A 16,815-nucleotide genomic window follows, 5' to 3' on the forward strand; every position below is an offset into this window, starting at 1 on the left:
ACGAAGCCACTCAATCCCATACGGGCGGCATTGCGCTCCAATAGATGACAAGAAAATCGGGACCATCAGCCCCTCTTCGTCACGGCGGACGATCCATTCAGGCCAGCGATCGATATTGGCACAAGCCGGAAGATTCCGACGCGCAAGGTCATGGTCATGACCTGCTCTACTGACGTGACGCCCCAAGGGTGCTGCACCATCCGTTTGCGCCTTTCCGATCGGCCAAGGCCCGAAATGGTTCGTGCCGGTAGCCGAAAGGAGCTTTCATGCACCCGATCATCACCATCATCATCTTGGAAGGAATGTCCGATACGGACTTGCTGACGTTGTACGACGCGTTGTGGCGCGCCCTGATCCAGTCCGACATCGGCAGCGCCGACCGTCGGAACATCCTCGCCTCTATGGAAAACATCGAAAACGTGCTGCATCGTCGCCAAACATGGTGGCCGTCACCGGGGCGGTGATGCTGACCGCGCCTGCCTGCAACCCCGCGCACATACGATGTCTAATTCGATATCGTATGGGAAGTTTGATATAGTTTTCGATATCAAAACTGACAAAGCCTTCTTGTATTCCGATGCATTATGCGATATCATACAGCAGAAATGATGCTGAAAGAGATATCGCATGAACTATGAAGCCCAACCCATCGCCGAACGGCTGCGAGAGACGCGACAGGCCAAAGATTTGAGCCAACGCGTCCTGAGCAAGCTTGCCGGTGTGCCGCAAGCGCAGATATCGCGCATCGAATCCGGTAGTGTTGACTTGCGGCTGTCCAGCCTGATCGCCATCGCGAACGCCCTTGATCTGGAAGTCGCATTGGTGCCGCGCAAGGCTCTGCCAGCGGTTCATTCGATCATCCGTCAGACATCCGCCGTGACATCGCCATCGGAAAAGCCGGATGCGCCACGACCTGCATATTCACTGGATGAGGATGACGATGCCTGACGTTTCCGTTCTTACCGTCCGACTTTACGATCAGGAGATAGGCACGATCACCTATGTCGGTGGAGAGCGGACCCTGTTCGCATTCAACGAAGCCTATGTCGGGAACCCCGATCGCCCGACCCTTGGCCTGCGCTTCAAGGATCAGTTCGGAGAACTTCTGACGGATTTCAGGCCGTACAAAATCAGGCTGATGCCATTCTTTTCCAATCTGCTTCCGGAAGGGCATCTGCGCAAATACCTCGCGGAGAAGGCAGGGATTCATACCGATCGGGAATTTTTCCTGCTGTGGGTATTGGGGCAAGACTTACCCGGCGCGATCACGGTAACGCCAGCCGATGGCGAAGCATGGCCGGACGCCGCCTATGACGAGCCGGAAGGTGAGATTGCGAAAGCGGCGGCGGAAGATGCCTTGCGCTTCTCCCTTGCCGGAGTGCAGCTTAAATTTTCGGCGGTCACTCAGCCAAGCGGCGGACTGACAATTCCCGCCAGCGGCGTCGGCGGCGACTGGATCATCAAACTCCCCTCACGGGAATTTCCGAAAGTGCCGGAAAACGAGTTTTCGATGATGTCGCTTGCCAAGTCGGTCGGCATCAATGTTCCGTCGATTGATCTGGTCGATGTCAGCGCCATCGGAAACATGCCGGAAGGTATCGAACAGCTAGGGCAGAAGGCTTTTGTCATCGAACGGTTTGACCGGAATTCCGAAAACGGCGTCACCCATATCGAGGATTTCGCACAGGTGTTCGGCGTCTATCCGGAAGACAAATACAAAAAGGCCAGTTTCCGAAACCTGATTTCCGTCGTCGCCGCCGAATCCAATCATGATGACATTGCCGAATTCATCCGCCGTCTGACGTTCAACGTCCTGATCGGAAACGGCGATATGCACCTTAAAAACTGGTCGCTGATCTATCCTGATCGGCGTCACGCGCGGCTTTCGCCCGCCTATGATTTTGTCTCAACGATCCCATATCTTCCGAACGATCAATCCGCCCTGACATTCAGCCGGACAAAGGATTTTGCGGGCTATACGATTGACGAGCTGGAACACCTTGCCGCCAAGGCAGCCCTGCCCCGCAAGCTTGTGACCGATACCGCGAAGGAAACGGTTTCCCTATTCATGGATCAATGGGCATCGGAGAAGTCCCATCTGCCGATGGATGGGAAAGTTGTCGAGACGATCGACAAGCATCTTGAGAAGATGCCGATCGTGACGGGCGCGGCATAGGGGGAAGGATGCGGCCTAAGCCGCATCCTCCACGATGTCGCTGACGGCCAAGGATTGCAGCCAGTTGGCAGCTTCGGACGCTTTTGATGCGGCGGTGAAGATCGCCTTTCTGTCCGACTTCAGGAATTCAAGCCAGTTCTTGATGTACTGCGCATGATCGGCGCGCGGCTCGGGCGTGATGCCAAGATCGCTGCACAGGAAGGCTGCCCCAAGTTCAGCCACCAGTTCTTCGACAGCATAGGCTTCGGAACCGAAGCGTCCGGACATATCCCGATCGAGGCGGGATTTTGTCCCCGACCAGTGGGTCAGCTCGTGGCAGATCGTGCTGTAGAAGCCTTCGGCGGGCGTGGTCGTATCGGTGCCGGTGAAGCGGCGACGTTCCGGCATACGGATGATGTCGAGCGAGGGGATGAAGCAAGCCTTGTCGCCGGCTTCCTCAACAACCGCACCCGTGGCACGGACAAAGGATTCTGCGCGGGCGATCGGATCGAAAAGCGGGGCATCCGGAATATCGTTTTGCTCGATCGGAAAACCGTCAACCTGCGCGGCGTTGAAGACCCAGCTCGCGCGGGCGAACATGCGCTCGGCCTGTTCGGTTTCACCTGTACGGTCGTTGACCTGCTCGATATCGATGGTCTTGTAGAAGACCACGGGGGAAGATTTCTCGCCCTTGCGGACTTGGCATCCCTGCTCCTGCCATTGGCGGTACGTACCCCAGATATTTGAAGGAAACTCGCTGGAAAGAGCAGATACCCAAAGGCTGACGATGTTGACACCGTTATAGGGTTTGCGCGATGCGACATTGACGGGGCGGGCGAAACTTCCCGATTTGTTGCTGACCCAAGGAAGGCGGAATTCCCCTGCGGTTTCGATTGCATCAACGATGCGGTTGGTGATCTCCTGATGGACATCGAATTTGGTCGTGCGTGACATGGTTTCTCTCCTTTTGCCGGTTGAAGCCGCGACCATCGCGGCCTGATGGCGTCCGGAGAGGCAGGACAAGACAGCCCTTGCACCCCGAAGGGGCGGGCGAAGCGGAAAGACGGCGCATGCCGTTGCAAGGGATGGATTGGGCTGCGAGGAAAGCCCCAAAGAAGGCCGTGTTGGCCGTGGCTTTTTGCGAAAGGGATAAGCCTTGATCAGCAAGCGCCCTGATGATCAGCCTAGAGGAATCCCTAAACATCATTTTTTGCATCATAGGGCATGAGCTTGTATTTCTATTGACTGACCGCAGGCATATGTGCAATATTTGCATCATGACGAACGATGCAGTAATTTACGTAAACCTAGGGGACGTGGCAACCGTCTCCGCTGGCTACCCCCTCCGGGGCTCAGCAGAGTCGCTGAAGGCGGGCGACGTTCACCTCGTGCAGTTGAAGAATGTAGCCAATGATGGCGACATGAATTGGGGGGATGTGGCGTCCGTGTCCCTACCTTCAAAACGCGAACCGTCTTGGCTGACTGAGGATGATGTGATCTTCGCGGCCAGAGGAACACGTACCTATGCGTACGCGTTGTCCAACGTGCCGCCCCGTACAGTGTGCGCACCGCAGTTTTTCGTTGTGAGTATCAAGAAGCCAGAGAAGCTCTCCCCGCGGTTTCTTGCATGGCAAATCAACCAGAAGCCTGCTCAAGACTATTTTCAGCGCAACTCCACAGGCTCCTACATCCAAAACATACGCAGAAATGTTCTGGAAGAGCTTCCTATTGCGCTGCCTTCTAAAGAGACGCAGATGACTATCGCTGCACTCTGGCAAGCCGCACAACGCGAGCAGGCAATCCTCAACCGCCTTATTGAAACACGAAACTCTCAACTTGAAGCACTGGCCATTGGCCTTGCGCCTAAAAGCCTGGAGGCTAGAGCATGAACTCACAAATTAAACAAGAAGACATCAATAAAGCCGTTTGGGAGGCCTGCGATACGTTCCGGGGTACTGTCGACGGCTCGGTATACAAAGAATACGTCCTCACGATGCTGTTCTTGAAATACATTAGCGATGTTTGGCAGGATCACTACAACAATTACAAGGCAGAGTATGGTGATGAGCCAGAACTCATCAATGAGATTCTCAAGAATGAGCGATTTGTTCTTCCTGCATCTGCAAACTTCTATGAACTGTACAAAAGACGCCATGAGCCCGGCAATGGCGAGCGCATCGACAAAGCCCTACATGCAATTGAAGAAGCGAATATCGCAAAGCTACGCGACGTATTCCAGGACATCAGCTTCAACTCGAACAAATTGGGTGAAGAGGCGCAAAAGAACGAGCTTTTGAAAGACCTTCTGGAGGATTTCGCGAAGGAGAAGCTGAATCTTGCGCCAAGCCGTATTGGCAAACTCGACATCATCGGCAATGCATATGAGTTCCTGATCAAACAATTTGCCGCTGACTCCGGTCGTAAAGCTGGTGAGTTTTATACACCGCCAGAAGTGTCCGAACTCATGGCCGAACTGGTATCGCCCAAAGAAGGTGACGAGATTTGTGACCCGACCTGCGGCTCTGGCTCACTGTTAATGAAGTGCGGCAAGCGCATTCAGATCGAGAATAACGGCTCAAAGAAATACGCCCTTTACGGCCAGGAAGCGATTGGCAGCACATGGGCTCTCGCCAAAATGAATATGTTCCTACATGGGGAAGACAATCACCGCATTGAATGGGGCGATACTATTCGCAACCCCAAGCTCCTGAATAGCGAAGACAGCCTCAAGCATTTTGACGTGGTCGTTGCCAATCCCCCTTTCAGCCTTGAAAAGTGGGGACATGGAACGGCTGACACAGATCAATTTGGACGCTTTAGGCGCGGCATTCCGCCGAAGACCAAAGGCGATTACGCATTTATTCTCCATATGATCGAAACCATGAAGCCAAAGACTGGACGCATGGCCGTCGTTGCCCCCCATGGTGTTCTGTTCCGAGGCTCATCCGAAGGAAAAATCAGACAGAAGCTGGTTGAGGAGAACATACTCGACGCCGTGATCGGGCTACCTGAAAAACTGTTTTATGGCACGGGAATTCCAGCCGCCATTTTAGTGTTCCGCAAGAACAAGACAGACAGGAACACGTTGTTTATCGACGCCAGCCGAGAGTTCGTATCAGGCAAGAACCAGAACCAGCTCTCTGAAGGCAATATTGCCAAGATCATTGCGACTTACCAAGAACGCAAGACGGTTGATAAATACGCTTACCTCGCAACACCAGAGGAAATGGCCGAAAACGATTACAACCTCAACATCCCCCGTTATGTCGACACTTTCGAAGAAGAGGAAGAAATCGACCTGATGGCCGTCCGCGCTGAACGCATGAAGCTGAAAGCCGAACTGGCCGAGTTGGAGAAGAAAATGGACGGATACCTCAAAGAATTGGGGTATGCCATATGACCCACAACATCGAACATGACGAACCAAAAGGCGAGTTGATCCTCTATCAAACAGAGGACGGCCAAGCCGAGATCAATCTGCGATCAATTGACGGCACGGTATGGCTCACCCAAGCAGAACTGGGCGAGCTCTTTGACACGACACCGCAAAACGTCACATTGCATATAAAAAGTATCTACGAGGACGGTGAACTCGCCGAAGAGGCAACGTGTAAGGATTTCTTACAAGTTCGAACAGAGGGCGTTCGTACGGTCGAGCGACGGATAAAGCACTATAATCTCGACGTCATTCTGGCTGTCGGGTATCGCGTACGCTCACCGCGCGGTGTTCAATTCCGCCGTTGGGCTAACACCGTCCTCAAGGAATACCTGATCAAAGGCTTCGCTATGGACGATGCGCGGCTCAAACAAGCCGAGCAATGGGATTACTTCGACGAATGGCTTGCGCGTATTCGTGATATTCGCGCGTCAGAGAAGCGGTTCTATCAAAAGGTGAAAGACCTTTACACGACCGCAGTCGACTACGACAAAGATTCGGATGAGGCGCAGCTGTTTTTCCAAAAAGTACAGAACAAGATGCTATGGGCCATCACCGGCCAAACAGCAGCTGAGTTGATCGCAGGCCGTGCCGATCCGGATAAGCCCAACATGGGTGTCATGTCCTGGAAAGGGTCGATCGTTCGCAAGGGCGATGTCGGCATAGCCAAGAACTATCTTAATTCGGAAGAGATAGACGAACTGAACCGTATCGTCACTATGTATCTGGATTACGCAGAAGATCAGGCAAAACGCCGCGCACCTGTCACAATGTCGCAATGGGCGGACAAGCTCGATTCATTCCTCTCTTTCAATGAGCGCGATGTGCTGACCCATGCGGGAAAACTACAAATGAAGGTCGCCCAAAAGCTCGCCGCTGATCGCTATGAAGCCTTTGACCTCAAGCGGAAAGAGGCTGAAGCCCTCGCTGCCGATGCAGAGGATATCGAAGCCCTCGAAAACCTTGCCAAGGATTTGGAAGGCAAGAAAGGCGGTGGAGAATGATGCCGTCGAGTTGGAAGGAGCAAGCATTAAGCTCAGTGGTGAAGTCACCAATTTCTTATGGTGTTGTTCAAACGGGAGAGCCTGTCGAGAATGGTGTGCCATGCGTGCGTGTCGTCGACATTGCAAGTGGCGATCTAAATCCCAAACATATGATCAAAACAACAAGAGAAATTAGCAATAGTTACAAACGGACAATTCTAGAAGCTGGCGACGTTATTATGGCACTTCGCGGCGTTATTGGCCGATCAGCATTAGTTTCTGCGCCACTTGAAAAATGTAATCTTACCAGAGGTGTGGCAAGGATATCGCTAAATAGTGCAGTTGCATCACCAGCCTATGTTTTTCAATTCCTAAATGCTCCACAGTTCCAAAGCTACATAGGAAGACAGGCTAACGGTTCAGCGCTACAGGAAATTTCGATTGCCACTTTAAGAAAGGCAAAAATTTCTCTGCCGCCAGTTCAAGAACAACAGCGCATCGCGAAAATTCTTTCAACATGGGATCGAGCAATTGAGGCAACGGAAAAGCTGATTGCCAACAGCGAAGCGCAGAAAAAGGCGCTCATGCAGCAACTCCTGACTGGCAAAAAACGCCTGCCGGGATTTGAGGGAGAGTGGAAAGACAGAAAGCTGGGGGATGTTGCCCAGATCGGAAAAGGTCGTGCGCTTAATAGTAAAGATATCCAAGAGGGCAATTACCCAGTTATCGCTGGGGGGAAAACTAGTCCGTATTCACACGCGGAATTCACCCACGATCATGCAATTACAGTGAGCGCAAGCGGCGCCTATGCTGGATTCGTCGCCTTCCATCCATATAAATTCTGGGCGTCAGATTGTTCCGTGGTTCAGGGCACTGAAAAAATAAGTGCACTATTTGCTTTCTATTATTTGGAGTTCAACCAGAACAAAATTTATGGACTGCAAAGCGGTGGTGCACAGCCGCACATTTATCCACGCGACATCGCTTCCCTAATAATTGAAGTGCCCTCGATCGACGAGCAAAAAGCAATCGTCGAGATTCTCACAGAAAGCACGAGCCAGATCGAAAAGCTAAAAAATTATCTTGAACGATTGAAACGGGAGAAATCTGCCCTGATGCAGCAACTCCTCACGGGGAAGCGTCGTGTAAAGACAGTATCAGACCGGGAGGAAGCGGCATGAGCAAATCTAGATCATTTTCCATCTACCTTCTGAAGCCAACCTTTGACGCCACGAATACCATCAAAGAAGACAACACGTTGGAGGACGGAATCGCCGCCAGCGATTTGCCTGAGGGTGCGACTCTTCATGTCCTGGATAGCCAGCCCACGCCACCCTGGTGGCGCGGTTACTTCGGCATACAAAAGAACCTGATGCAGGCCCTTAAGGGAGCGATCGTCTTCTTGCCTGTGGGTGGCAGGACGTTTGCAATCACGTTTGGTCACGTGATGCATAACCTAAAGCCAGAAAGCTACGAATACGATTTTGGCCTTCGGGTAACTCTTAACAGCGTTGATCCCGAGAAGCTGAAAAGCCTAGATTCCCTTCGTCCTGAAAACGCGCGCAGACAACGCACCCAACTCTCAGTGGGTTCCGACCTGACTCTGTTTGATTTTGATCGTGATAGCACCATCTTACGGAGCCTCACCGGCGCTGTGAAAGAGGAGCTCGAGGCATTCTTCAGACATGCAACTGGCGCAAGTAGCATCCGCATTAGCTCTGATGTTGGTCCAGAAGGACTACCAGATCTTTGCGAAAAGCTGTTGGAGCTATACAACGACAACGCTTACGCGACTGCCTTTCCAGACATCCAGAACGTAACCCCGGTCAAAGACCCTGTTCTGCTTGACGCTCTGAATACGAACTTGGTGGCTGCCGTCGCTTCAAAAGACGAAAATGTTACACTGACAATCCCAGACATCGTGAACTATGCGGAGGAAATGTACGCCACGTTCACTGGTCAGGGGCATGGATTGGTATATGACGATGTCTTCATTGACCGGTACTATGAGTATCTGGAAACGAATGGCTTTGACGTCAGCACGATCGATTTAGAGGCGCTGAAGCGTCACCATTTAGTCATTACAAATGAGTCCGGCCAGCCAAAAGGTGATCGACCCTCGATTCTTAAGTGCCTGATTTTTGATACTGTGATCGCCGGAAACCCAGGAAATTTCCATCTTTGCGAAGGCAACTGGTATCAGGTTAGCGGAGATTACGTGACCGATCTCACAACCTATCTCGATCCGATATGCACCGACACCTCATTGTTAGCGTACGATCACGATGGAGAAGGCGCCTACAACGAAGCCTGCGTAGTGGGTGAAAACACTCGTCTTTGTATGGACAAAGGCAACGTTGCACCCGCTGGGCAAAAGCAGGTTGAGCCTTGCGACATTCTGGAAATTGATGGGGATCAGGTAATCCTGCATCACGTCAAGCTCTCTACCGTATCAGCAACGCTGAGCCATCTTTTTAATCAGGGTCTCAACTCCATTCAATTGATCCGGGAACACGACGAGGTGTTCGTGAACTTGCGGAACCTAGTGACGGCGAAAGCAGAAGCCGGCGAAGATGGCCCATTCCTTGCCGCCATAGATGGAAAGAAGTTCAAAGTTGTCTTCCAAATCATCACGCATAAGGACAAATCAGATAAGTCGCTCAATCTACCTCTATTTTCGCGGATCAGTCTGAGGCGCACTATGCGGGAACTCAGGCGGATGGGTATAGACGCGGAATTCTGTTTCGTTGAGAACCAGCGAGAGCTTCAGGAAGGCAAGAAAAAGCAGCGGAAGAAAAAGATGGCGGCACAGCCAGAAGCGGAGGCTGCATGACGTCGCCCAATACCGCCGAGCAATTTACCGCGCACTTGCCTGCACTTCAGGTTCTTTTGGCGCTGGGATGGCAGCTCATGTCCACCGCTGATTGCTTGGCTGCACGCGGCGGCAACAAGGCTGTTATTCTGCGTTCCGTCCTGGTTGATGAGCTAAAGAAGCGGCGTTTCGAATACAAGGGCCGCAGTTATCCTCTCTCGACTAACGCCATCGACCAGATAGTCCGTGATCTGTCAGCGCCGCAGATGCATGAAGGTCTGCTGAGCGCAAATGAAAAGCTTTACAATGCGATGACGCTCGGCATAACGGTCACAGAATTCGTTGAAGGGAAAAAACATTCAGCGACTGTGCCGATTATCGACTGGAACAATCCAGCCAATAACAGCCTGATCGTCACCGAAGAATTTGAAGTCCTATCCACTGACGGCATTCGAACACGACGTCCGGATATCGTCTGTTTTATCAACGGACTGCCACTAGCTGTTATCGAAGTCAAGCGGCCCGATTCTGGCAATCCAAACAAGTCGATGGTGGACGAAGGCATTAGCCAGACAATTCGCAACCAGAAGCCGGACGAGATACCTCACCTCTTCGCCTACTCACAGTTATTGGTATCAATTAGCGGCACCGATGGCCGCTATGCTACGACCAAAACGCCCAAGAAATTCTGGGCAAAATGGTCTGAAGAGGAATTTGATGAAACGCATTTTTATAAAGTGAAGAATGCGGCGTTGCCCCCGGACGTTCACGCAGAATTGCTGAGTGGCAAACCTAGAGCCGTACAGGATCATTTCCAAAATCTTTGGTCTGGCATCCAGTTCGTCACAGATCAGGATCGCCTTTTAATTAGCCTCCTTTCTCCAGAACGTCTTTTAGAATTCATCCGCTATTTCATTATCTTCGACCGTAAAGTTGGCAAAGTCGCAGCGCGCTATCAGCAGGCTTTCGGTATCAAGGCTTTAATCGAGCGCATTTCGGATATCCGTCCGGATGGTGGTCGTGAAGGCGGCGTGATTTGGCATACGACTGGCTCAGGCAAGAGCTTCACTATGGTGTACCTCTGCAAGGCGCTCTTGCTTCGCCAGGAGTTGGCGGAATGTCGAGTAATTGTGGTGACTGATCGCGTTGACCTTGAAAAGCAACTTGCCAGAACATTTCTTACAGGCGGCGCAATGGGCACGACCAATGCGACGAAGAAGGATGAAAACAGGGCAAAGGCATCGACTGGCCGTGATCTCGCAAAGCGTATCGGCAAGGGCAACGAGCGCATAATCTTCTCGATCATCAATAAGTTCGGAACAGCTTCAAAACTGCCAGAGTGCTATAATCCAAGTGAGAACATCATTGTGCTCATCGACGAAGGCCACAGAAGCCAAGACGGTGAAAACCATGAGCGAATGAAAAAGGCGCTGCCGAATGCAGCTTATGTCGCATTCACAGGCACACCCCTTTTGAAAAATGAAAAGACGACCAATAAATTTGGCCCAATCGTTCATGCCTACACGATGCAGAAAGCAGTACAGGATGGAACGGTTACTCCCCTCCTCTATGAAGAACGCAAACCGATCATCGATATAAACGCGAGCGCCATAGATAATTGGTTTGAAAAGATCACTGCCTCTCTAACGGATCAGCAAAAGAGCGATCTGAAAGAAAAGTACGGGAAAAAGGGCCAGCTATATGGTTCGGCAAACCGTATTGATCTCATCGCGTGGGATATAGCTGCCCATTTCAACGATAATTTCAAGAAATTAGGCAAAGACCTAAAGGGCCAGTTGGCAACCGACAGTAAGCTCTCTGCGGTTCGTTATAAAAAAGCACTCGACGCAACCAGCCTTGTCAGCAGCGCAATCGTTATATCCGCCCCAGACAGTCGTGAGGGTCATGAAGACGTTGACGAATCCGAACTTCCAGAGGTTCAACAGTGGTGGAAGGATAACGTCAAAGGCGACCCTGCTGAATATGAACGGCAGGTGATCGAGGATTTCGGTGAGCCCGGCGCCCCCGACATTTTGATAGTCGTTGATAAGCTACTCACTGGCTTTGATGAGCCTAAAAATGCAGTTCTATATATCGACAAACCCCTCAAACAACACAACCTCATTCAAGCTATCGCTCGTGTGAACCGACTTCACGACGAAAAGAAGTTTGGGTTATTGATCGATTATCGTGGAATTTTGAAAGAGCTCGATACTGCGATCACCGAATACCGGGATCTCGCAGAACGCACACAAGGCGGTTTCGATGTCGATGACATAGAGGGTCTCTATGCAAATGTCTCGACGGAATACAAGAAGCTACCTGCACTACATGCCGCTTTATGGGAAATTTTCAGACCTGTCCAAAACCGCGCCGATCGAGAACAATATCGGCAACTTCTTATTCCCTACCTGACGACTGGAGCCAACGGCGAATCCGTTGACCTTAACCAGAAGATCCGTGAAGACTTCTACCAAGCACTCACTGAATTTGGCATGTGTTTGAAAGTTGCACTTGGCTCGCGATCTTTCTTCGAAGACAAGTCATTTTCAGAAGACGATATCCAGGCATACAAGCGTGACCTGAGGTTCTTCAGTGAACTTCGTCGAACAGCGAAACAAGACGCTCAAGAAACGATTGATTTCAGCGTATACGAAGATCAGATTCGAAAATTAGTAGATCGATACGTCGTGGGAGAACGTGTCAAAGACGCGGATGGCGTTTACATCGTCAATGACCTGGGAAAGAAGAGCGAACCTGAAACGTGGTCGGAAGAAAAAACGCGCAACGAAACAGACATTATTCGTTCACGCCTTAAAAGAACGATCGAACAAGAACTGGCTGACGATCCTTATGCACAATCCTACTTTTCTGAACTTTTGCGGAAGGCCCTTGCTGAAGCCAATGCGTTGTTTGAACATCCTTTCAAGCAATACGCTCTTTTCAAAGAACTTGATGAAAAGGTGAAAAACCGCTCAGTAGAAGGCATACCACCTGCACTTTCTCAAAATCAGCATGCAGCTGCATACTTTGGAATCCTTAAACTCGAACACGGCGCAGACGATCTCTCTGAAGAGCTGGTGAAACAGTATGTCGAGCTGTGTATCTCAATTGATGACATCATCACTGTAGCTGTAGCCGAAAATTCTCTAAACACGCAGGACATAGAAGCGTCTGTTCGAAAAAAACTTTTGCCATTGCTCTTCAAGCGCCTTGGTCTTGAATCTGCAAAATCGGTCGTAGACAAGATTGTAGAGATAATTCGCCTCGGCCTTTCGAAGGGAACATTGTAAATGCGATCCGCAATCTCTTATGGCAATCGGACAATCGACTACACCGTCTCATCGAACGAGACGTTGTTAGAACGCATTCGCATTCATGTTCACCCCAATGGTTTGGTCGAGGTGGAAACGCCCCCGGCAAAGTCGGCGCACGAAATCGCAAAAGCCGTAATGAAGCGGGCTCGCTGGATCGACAACAACTTGCGATATTTCGCAAAGTTGCGTGAGCATGCCCTGCCACGCGAGTACGTTAGTGGTGAGACACATTTTTATCTGGGAAAACGTTACCAGATAAAAGTGCTTGAGAGCGCAGCCAAGTCATCGTCAGGTGTGCGACTAATGGCTGGACGAATTGAGGTCAAACTGCACCGCGTGAGTCCATCCCGTGTGAAGCGACAACTTCGGGCTTGGTATAGAACGAATGCCGAGCGTTATTTTCATCAACGTCTCAGTCTGATCGCAGCAGATTTGAAATGGGTAGACGTCTTGCCCCCAGTTATGCTGGTGCAGATGAAAAGCCAGTGGGGAAGCTGCTCACCGAATGGAACAATCGTACTTAATCCGATGCTCATTAAGGCTCCCAGAGAATGCGTCGACTATGTGATCATTCATGAGCTCTGCCATTTGCAGGAGCACAATCATAGCAAACGCTTTTATGCGTTGCTGGAGCGAACGCTACCAGCATGGAAGCACACGAAGTCGAAGCTAGACGGAATGGCTGAGCTACTGCTGGCTGAGTAGAGATGGTGTCCAGAGGCGAACGAAATCGCCTTGGTCATGGGGGTCTTGGGGGCAGCAGGAACGCTCCCCCAAGTGGTGATTGAACGGGCAGCCGGTCAGACATGGTTCGGTGCAGGTGGAGAGGTCAATCTCCAAGCCCTGCGAGTGGGGGCCAAGGGGGCGGCGAAACGCCCTTTTGTCGATGGGGGCAGGGAGAGCGAAGTCTTCCTGCGAGGGGTCAAACGGCGATACGTTTGGATGGCGCAACAAGGCTCGATGCCGATGATGCGGCAAGGCCGGAGGGATGCAACGGGAACGCGCAGCGGGTTCCCTTGCCAAGATGTGTGGTACTACCACACACATCTTGCGATCATCGTGAACGATGACGGGGCGGCGGTGTCCGACTAGCCGGACAGCTTTTCCAGTATGGCCGGATCGAGTTCACCCACGCCAAAAAAGGCGGGGCTGGCCTCGCCCTCCTCGACGCGCTGCACAAAGGCGCGGAAGCCCGGATGGGGGCCTTTGCTGTAAACGGCGATGAAGTTGCCTGCGATCGTATGCACAGGCTGCACCCCGTCAGGGTACGGGAAGAAGTCGTGCAGCGAGAAGAATTTCAGCAGGTCTTTCGATTCGCTGTGGCCTAGCAGCACGACATTCATACCGTAGGGCAGGACGACGCCGCTGTCTGTCTCGTGGACGGGAACCTTGGCGATCGGGTCGTGGAACCGCTGTTCCTCGGTATAGAAGAGCGCATCCCCGATCCACTCGAAGCGCAGGACGCAGCGGATATAGGTGTCATGGTTCGGCGTTGTCCATGCCTTCCGGTACAAATGGAACGTCCCTTCAAGGCTCCGTAGGTCATCAGAAGTCAGCGGTCCCCGCTGCGCTCCCAGATGCCGCTGCAACGCCTCCAGCAGCGGCGCATGGGAATGAGCGGAATGAACGCGCGTCCGCGCGTCATACAGTTCCGTCCCAAGCTCTTCCGACTGGCACAGGAAGTTATAGACCATCGCCATGGTGCCGTGCCGCATACTGGCTAGCCGGTTTTCGTCGGCCTCGCGGATACGCTGGATGGTGGCGCGCGACAGGGACGCTCTGGACTGCCTTGGAAAGCCGGGAATACGCCCCTGCCCCTTGGCGTCCAATAGCAGCGATGTGACGCGTTGGTCGCTGATCCTCTGTTCGTTGAGGTCTTTCAAGGCACGACGCAGCGCCAATCGCTGCACCATGCTTCCGTCATACTCGCCAACCATTCTATTCTGCCCATTATTGCTTATTTGCTATTATGTAAAACATATTCGATCAATACAAGCATACGCATGTACCCTACACTAAGTTCCATCCACATATCCAATTTATGAACAGGAGAAGCAGCCATGCCCACCATCATCAGCATCATCATGCCTCGGCGCAGCATAGTAGAAATTTGCGAAATGGCTGTTTTCTGCGGTAAACTTGAAGATATGAGGGGCTGTGATGGTAATGGCGGACAATTTTTCGAAGGCGCGAAAGGGCGATCTAACCAAGCCCTTTAACGCGGCTTCGGGAACGGCCCACCCTCATGTGAAGGAATTGGTGAAGCATTTGGCTCGCATCAGTGCGGCACGGGACTTTGAAAAGTTGCAAAACAAGAGCAATCCCAGCTACAATTTGCCACCAACAAAAGGAAAGAAGACATGAGAAGGGTGGCAATTTACGCAAGATATTCAACGGACTTACAGTCCGACACGTCCATTGAGGACCAAGTGCGCATCTGTATGCGCTTTGCAGAATCAAAGGGTTGGAAAGTCGTCCAGACATATTCCGACCATGCTGTGAGCGGCGCGAACATGATGCGCCCCGGCATTCAAGCCCTTATGGCTGATGCTCGTGCCGGACAGTTCGACATCATCGTAGCCGAAGCGCAGGACCGCTTGAGCCGCGACATGGAAGACATGGCGCGCCTCTACAAGCACCTGACCTATGCTGAACAGGCCATCCATACGGTCAGCGAAGGCCACATTACGCAGATGCACGTCGGTATCGGCGGCATGATGAGCGAAATGTACATCAGCGAGCTGCGCCGCAAGACCCATCGCGGGCTTGAAGGCCGCGCTCTCGCCGGAAAATGTGCGGGCGGCAAGGCCTATGGTTACAACAACGTCCGCAAGTACGATTCCGCTGGCAACCTTATCCCCGGCGACCGAGAAATCAACACAGACGAAGCTGCGATCGTCGAGCGGATTTTCCGCGACTATGTGAAGGGCAAATCGCCGAAGAAGATCGCCTTCGAACTGAACAAGGAAGGCGTCCCTTGCCCATCAGGCAAAGCATGGGGCGCAACGACGATCTATGGCAACCGTCAGCGCGGCACGGGCATCCTAAACAACGAACTCTATATCGGGCGGCAAATCTGGAACAAGCAACGCTATGTGAAGAACCCCGAAACGGGCAAGCGCGTGGCGAAGCCGAACCCACAAGACAAGTGGGTCGTGGCTGAAGTGCCGGACCTGCGCATCATCGACCAAGCCCTATGGGATGCCGTGAAGGAGTATCAGGGCGAGCTGGATCGGAAATTGACCTATCAGGAAAAACAGCGTCCTCCGAAGCTGCTGTCCTTCCTGCTCAAATGCGGCTGCTGTGGTGGCGGCATGTCGATCGTCTCCAAGGAACGCTATGGCTGTTCGACGGCACGCAATAAAGGGACATGCGACAACCGGATCACGATCAGCCAGAGCGTACTGGAAGAGCGCGTCCTAAGCGCACTTCGGGACAAGCTGATGAATCCCGAACTGACCAAACTGTTCTGCGACGAGTATGTCGCGGAAATGAACCGTCTGCGCATGACCGCCAACGCGGATATCGTGAAGAATCAGAAGGAGCTTGAGAAGACAGAAAAGGCCATTCGCAAGCTGGTCGAAGCCATCAAAAATGGCATTGATCCGCTGCTTATCAAGGATGAGATAAACGATCTCTCCGCTAAGAAGGATGCGCTAACGGTCAGCCTGAATCAGAAAGAAGAGGTTCCGGCCTTCATCCATCCACGTATGGGTGAGCGCTACGCTACTGCTGTGCGCGAGCTTATCGCGTCCTTGAACGACCCCGATCACCGCGATGAATCGGCAAAGATTCTGCGTGGCCTGATCGACAAGATTATCCTCACACCGAACGGGGATAAGAGCGCCCTTGTCGCTGACCTGCACGGCGATCTAGCAGGTATCCTGCAAATCGCCCAAGGCGGCAAAGGGATTAAACTGAAACCACGGGAAGAGCTGAACAGGAAGCAGATTTCCGAAATCGAGCAGGTCGAAGCCCTGACGATTGCCTCTGAAACCGTTGATTTCCAAGGGCTGCACGGTGTGCAGGTCAAGATGGTTGCGGGGGCAGGATTTGAACCTGCGGCCTTCAGGTTATGAGCCTGACGAGCTACCGGGCTGCTCCACCCCGCG

15 protein-coding genes and 1 tRNA gene are annotated in these 16,815 nt (G+C 52.2%); 13 read left to right on the top strand and 3 right to left on the bottom strand.

Annotated elements, in window-relative coordinates:
- Positions 1 to 44: 44 nt before the first annotated feature.
- The 4 genes from FHY56_RS18295 to FHY56_RS16590 all read left to right on the top strand — a co-directional run bounded on the left by FHY56_RS18295 (position 45) and on the right by FHY56_RS16590 (position 2,176).
- Positions 45 to 173, top strand: coding sequence for a hypothetical protein (locus FHY56_RS18295; protein ID WP_268898952.1), 129 nt, complete (start codon positions 45 to 47; stop codon positions 171 to 173).
- 93 nt (positions 174 to 266) lie between these two features.
- Positions 267 to 464, top strand: coding sequence for a hypothetical protein (locus FHY56_RS16580; protein ID WP_140906262.1), 198 nt, complete (start codon positions 267 to 269; stop codon positions 462 to 464).
- Between the two features lie 163 nt (positions 465 to 627).
- The gene (locus tag FHY56_RS16585) at positions 628 to 948 is read left to right on the top strand and encodes a helix-turn-helix domain-containing protein (protein WP_111576420.1); all 321 of its coding nucleotides are present in this window, start codon (positions 628 to 630) and stop codon (positions 946 to 948) included.
- Positions 941 to 2,176, top strand: a complete 1,236-nt coding sequence (locus FHY56_RS16590) for a type II toxin-antitoxin system HipA family toxin (RefSeq protein WP_140906273.1) — start codon at positions 941 to 943, stop codon at positions 2,174 to 2,176. The genes FHY56_RS16585 and FHY56_RS16590 overlap by 8 nt, the downstream gene beginning before the upstream one ends.
- A 15-nt stretch (positions 2,177 to 2,191) precedes the next feature.
- Here FHY56_RS16590 and FHY56_RS16595 read toward each other — a convergent pair whose 3' ends face one another.
- The gene (locus FHY56_RS16595) at positions 2,192 to 3,109 is read right to left on the bottom strand and encodes an ArdC family protein (RefSeq protein WP_140906263.1); all 918 of its coding nucleotides are present in this window, start codon (positions 3,107 to 3,109) and stop codon (positions 2,192 to 2,194) included.
- 221 nt (positions 3,110 to 3,330) lie between these two features.
- Here FHY56_RS16595 and FHY56_RS16600 point away from each other — a divergent pair, with 221 nt between their 5' ends.
- The 7 genes from FHY56_RS16600 to FHY56_RS16630 are packed head-to-tail and all read left to right on the top strand — an operon-like array spanning position 3,331 to position 13,408.
- Positions 3,331 to 4,044: a restriction endonuclease subunit S gene (locus FHY56_RS16600; RefSeq protein WP_140906264.1), complete on the top strand. Its 714-nt coding sequence runs from the start codon at positions 3,331 to 3,333 to the stop codon at positions 4,042 to 4,044.
- Positions 4,041 to 5,555 carry a type I restriction-modification system subunit M gene (locus FHY56_RS16605; protein WP_140906265.1) on the top strand — a complete coding sequence of 505 codons (1,515 nt, stop codon included), beginning with the start codon at positions 4,041 to 4,043 and terminating at the stop codon, positions 5,553 to 5,555. Before FHY56_RS16600 ends, FHY56_RS16605 begins: the two co-directional genes overlap by 4 nt.
- Complete coding sequence (locus FHY56_RS16610) at positions 5,552 to 6,595, top strand: virulence RhuM family protein (RefSeq protein WP_140906266.1); 1,044 nt, start codon at positions 5,552 to 5,554, stop codon at positions 6,593 to 6,595. Before FHY56_RS16605 ends, FHY56_RS16610 begins: the two co-directional genes overlap by 4 nt.
- Positions 6,592 to 7,755: a restriction endonuclease subunit S gene (locus tag FHY56_RS16615; protein ID WP_140906267.1), complete on the top strand. Its 1,164-nt coding sequence runs from the start codon at positions 6,592 to 6,594 to the stop codon at positions 7,753 to 7,755. The genes FHY56_RS16610 and FHY56_RS16615 overlap by 4 nt, the downstream gene beginning before the upstream one ends.
- Positions 7,752 to 9,407, top strand: coding sequence for a DUF6119 family protein (locus tag FHY56_RS16620; RefSeq protein WP_140906268.1), 1,656 nt, complete (start codon positions 7,752 to 7,754; stop codon positions 9,405 to 9,407). Before FHY56_RS16615 ends, FHY56_RS16620 begins: the two co-directional genes overlap by 4 nt.
- Positions 9,404 to 12,679, top strand: a complete 3,276-nt coding sequence (locus FHY56_RS16625; RefSeq protein ID WP_140906269.1) for a type I restriction endonuclease subunit R — start codon at positions 9,404 to 9,406, stop codon at positions 12,677 to 12,679. The genes FHY56_RS16620 and FHY56_RS16625 overlap by 4 nt, the downstream gene beginning before the upstream one ends.
- Positions 12,680 to 13,408: a M48 family metallopeptidase gene (locus FHY56_RS16630; RefSeq protein ID WP_140906270.1), complete on the top strand. Its 729-nt coding sequence runs from the start codon at positions 12,680 to 12,682 to the stop codon at positions 13,406 to 13,408.
- 383 nt (positions 13,409 to 13,791) lie between these two features.
- Here FHY56_RS16630 and FHY56_RS16635 read toward each other — a convergent pair whose 3' ends face one another.
- The gene (locus FHY56_RS16635; protein WP_140906271.1) at positions 13,792 to 14,640 is read right to left on the bottom strand and encodes a hypothetical protein; all 849 of its coding nucleotides are present in this window, start codon (positions 14,638 to 14,640) and stop codon (positions 13,792 to 13,794) included.
- A 123-nt stretch (positions 14,641 to 14,763) separates the two neighbouring features.
- On the opposite strand from FHY56_RS16635, the gene FHY56_RS17830 reads away from it, so the two are divergent.
- On the top strand, positions 14,764 to 14,922 hold the full coding sequence (locus FHY56_RS17830; protein WP_158447782.1) for a hypothetical protein: 159 nt from the start codon (positions 14,764 to 14,766) through the stop codon (positions 14,920 to 14,922).
- A gap of 141 nt (positions 14,923 to 15,063) precedes the next feature.
- On the top strand, positions 15,064 to 16,782 hold the full coding sequence (locus tag FHY56_RS18415; protein ID WP_140906274.1) for a recombinase family protein: 1,719 nt from the start codon (positions 15,064 to 15,066) through the stop codon (positions 16,780 to 16,782).
- On the opposite strand, the gene FHY56_RS16645 is transcribed toward FHY56_RS18415, so the two are convergent.
- Positions 16,739 to 16,815: transfer RNA gene (locus FHY56_RS16645), tRNA-Met, on the bottom strand. The genes FHY56_RS18415 and FHY56_RS16645 overlap by 44 nt on opposite strands.

Origin of the sequence: Brucella gallinifaecis, assembly GCF_006476605.1 — a bacterium.
In the GTDB taxonomy this organism is placed as follows: Bacteria; Pseudomonadota; Alphaproteobacteria; order Rhizobiales; family Rhizobiaceae; genus Brucella; species Brucella gallinifaecis.

What these genes read in the sequence shown, in the direction of transcription:
- FHY56_RS18295 (WP_268898952.1), top strand. Translation starts at nt 45, where the DNA reads ATGACAAGAAAATCGGGACCATCAGCCCCTCTTCGTCACGGCGGACGA.
- FHY56_RS16580 (WP_140906262.1), top strand. Translation starts at nt 267, where the DNA reads ATGCACCCGATCATCACCATCATCATCTTGGAAGGAATGTCCGATACG.
- FHY56_RS16585 (WP_111576420.1), top strand. Translation starts at nt 628, where the DNA reads ATGAACTATGAAGCCCAACCCATCGCCGAACGGCTGCGAGAGACGCGA.
- FHY56_RS16590 (WP_140906273.1), top strand. Translation starts at nt 941, where the DNA reads ATGCCTGACGTTTCCGTTCTTACCGTCCGACTTTACGATCAGGAGATA.
- FHY56_RS16595 (WP_140906263.1), bottom strand. Translation starts at nt 3,109, where the DNA reads ATGTCACGCACGACCAAATTCGATGTCCATCAGGAGATCACCAACCGC.
- FHY56_RS16600 (WP_140906264.1), top strand. Translation starts at nt 3,331, where the DNA reads ATGATCAGCCTAGAGGAATCCCTAAACATCATTTTTTGCATCATAGGG.
- FHY56_RS16605 (WP_140906265.1), top strand. Translation starts at nt 4,041, where the DNA reads ATGAACTCACAAATTAAACAAGAAGACATCAATAAAGCCGTTTGGGAG.
- FHY56_RS16610 (WP_140906266.1), top strand. Translation starts at nt 5,552, where the DNA reads ATGACCCACAACATCGAACATGACGAACCAAAAGGCGAGTTGATCCTC.
- FHY56_RS16615 (WP_140906267.1), top strand. Translation starts at nt 6,592, where the DNA reads ATGATGCCGTCGAGTTGGAAGGAGCAAGCATTAAGCTCAGTGGTGAAG.
- FHY56_RS16620 (WP_140906268.1), top strand. Translation starts at nt 7,752, where the DNA reads ATGAGCAAATCTAGATCATTTTCCATCTACCTTCTGAAGCCAACCTTT.
- FHY56_RS16625 (WP_140906269.1), top strand. Translation starts at nt 9,404, where the DNA reads ATGACGTCGCCCAATACCGCCGAGCAATTTACCGCGCACTTGCCTGCA.
- FHY56_RS16630 (WP_140906270.1), top strand. Translation starts at nt 12,680, where the DNA reads ATGCGATCCGCAATCTCTTATGGCAATCGGACAATCGACTACACCGTC.
- FHY56_RS16635 (WP_140906271.1), bottom strand. Translation starts at nt 14,640, where the DNA reads ATGGTTGGCGAGTATGACGGAAGCATGGTGCAGCGATTGGCGCTGCGT.
- FHY56_RS17830 (WP_158447782.1), top strand. Translation starts at nt 14,764, where the DNA reads ATGCCCACCATCATCAGCATCATCATGCCTCGGCGCAGCATAGTAGAA.
- FHY56_RS18415 (WP_140906274.1), top strand. Translation starts at nt 15,064, where the DNA reads ATGAGAAGGGTGGCAATTTACGCAAGATATTCAACGGACTTACAGTCC.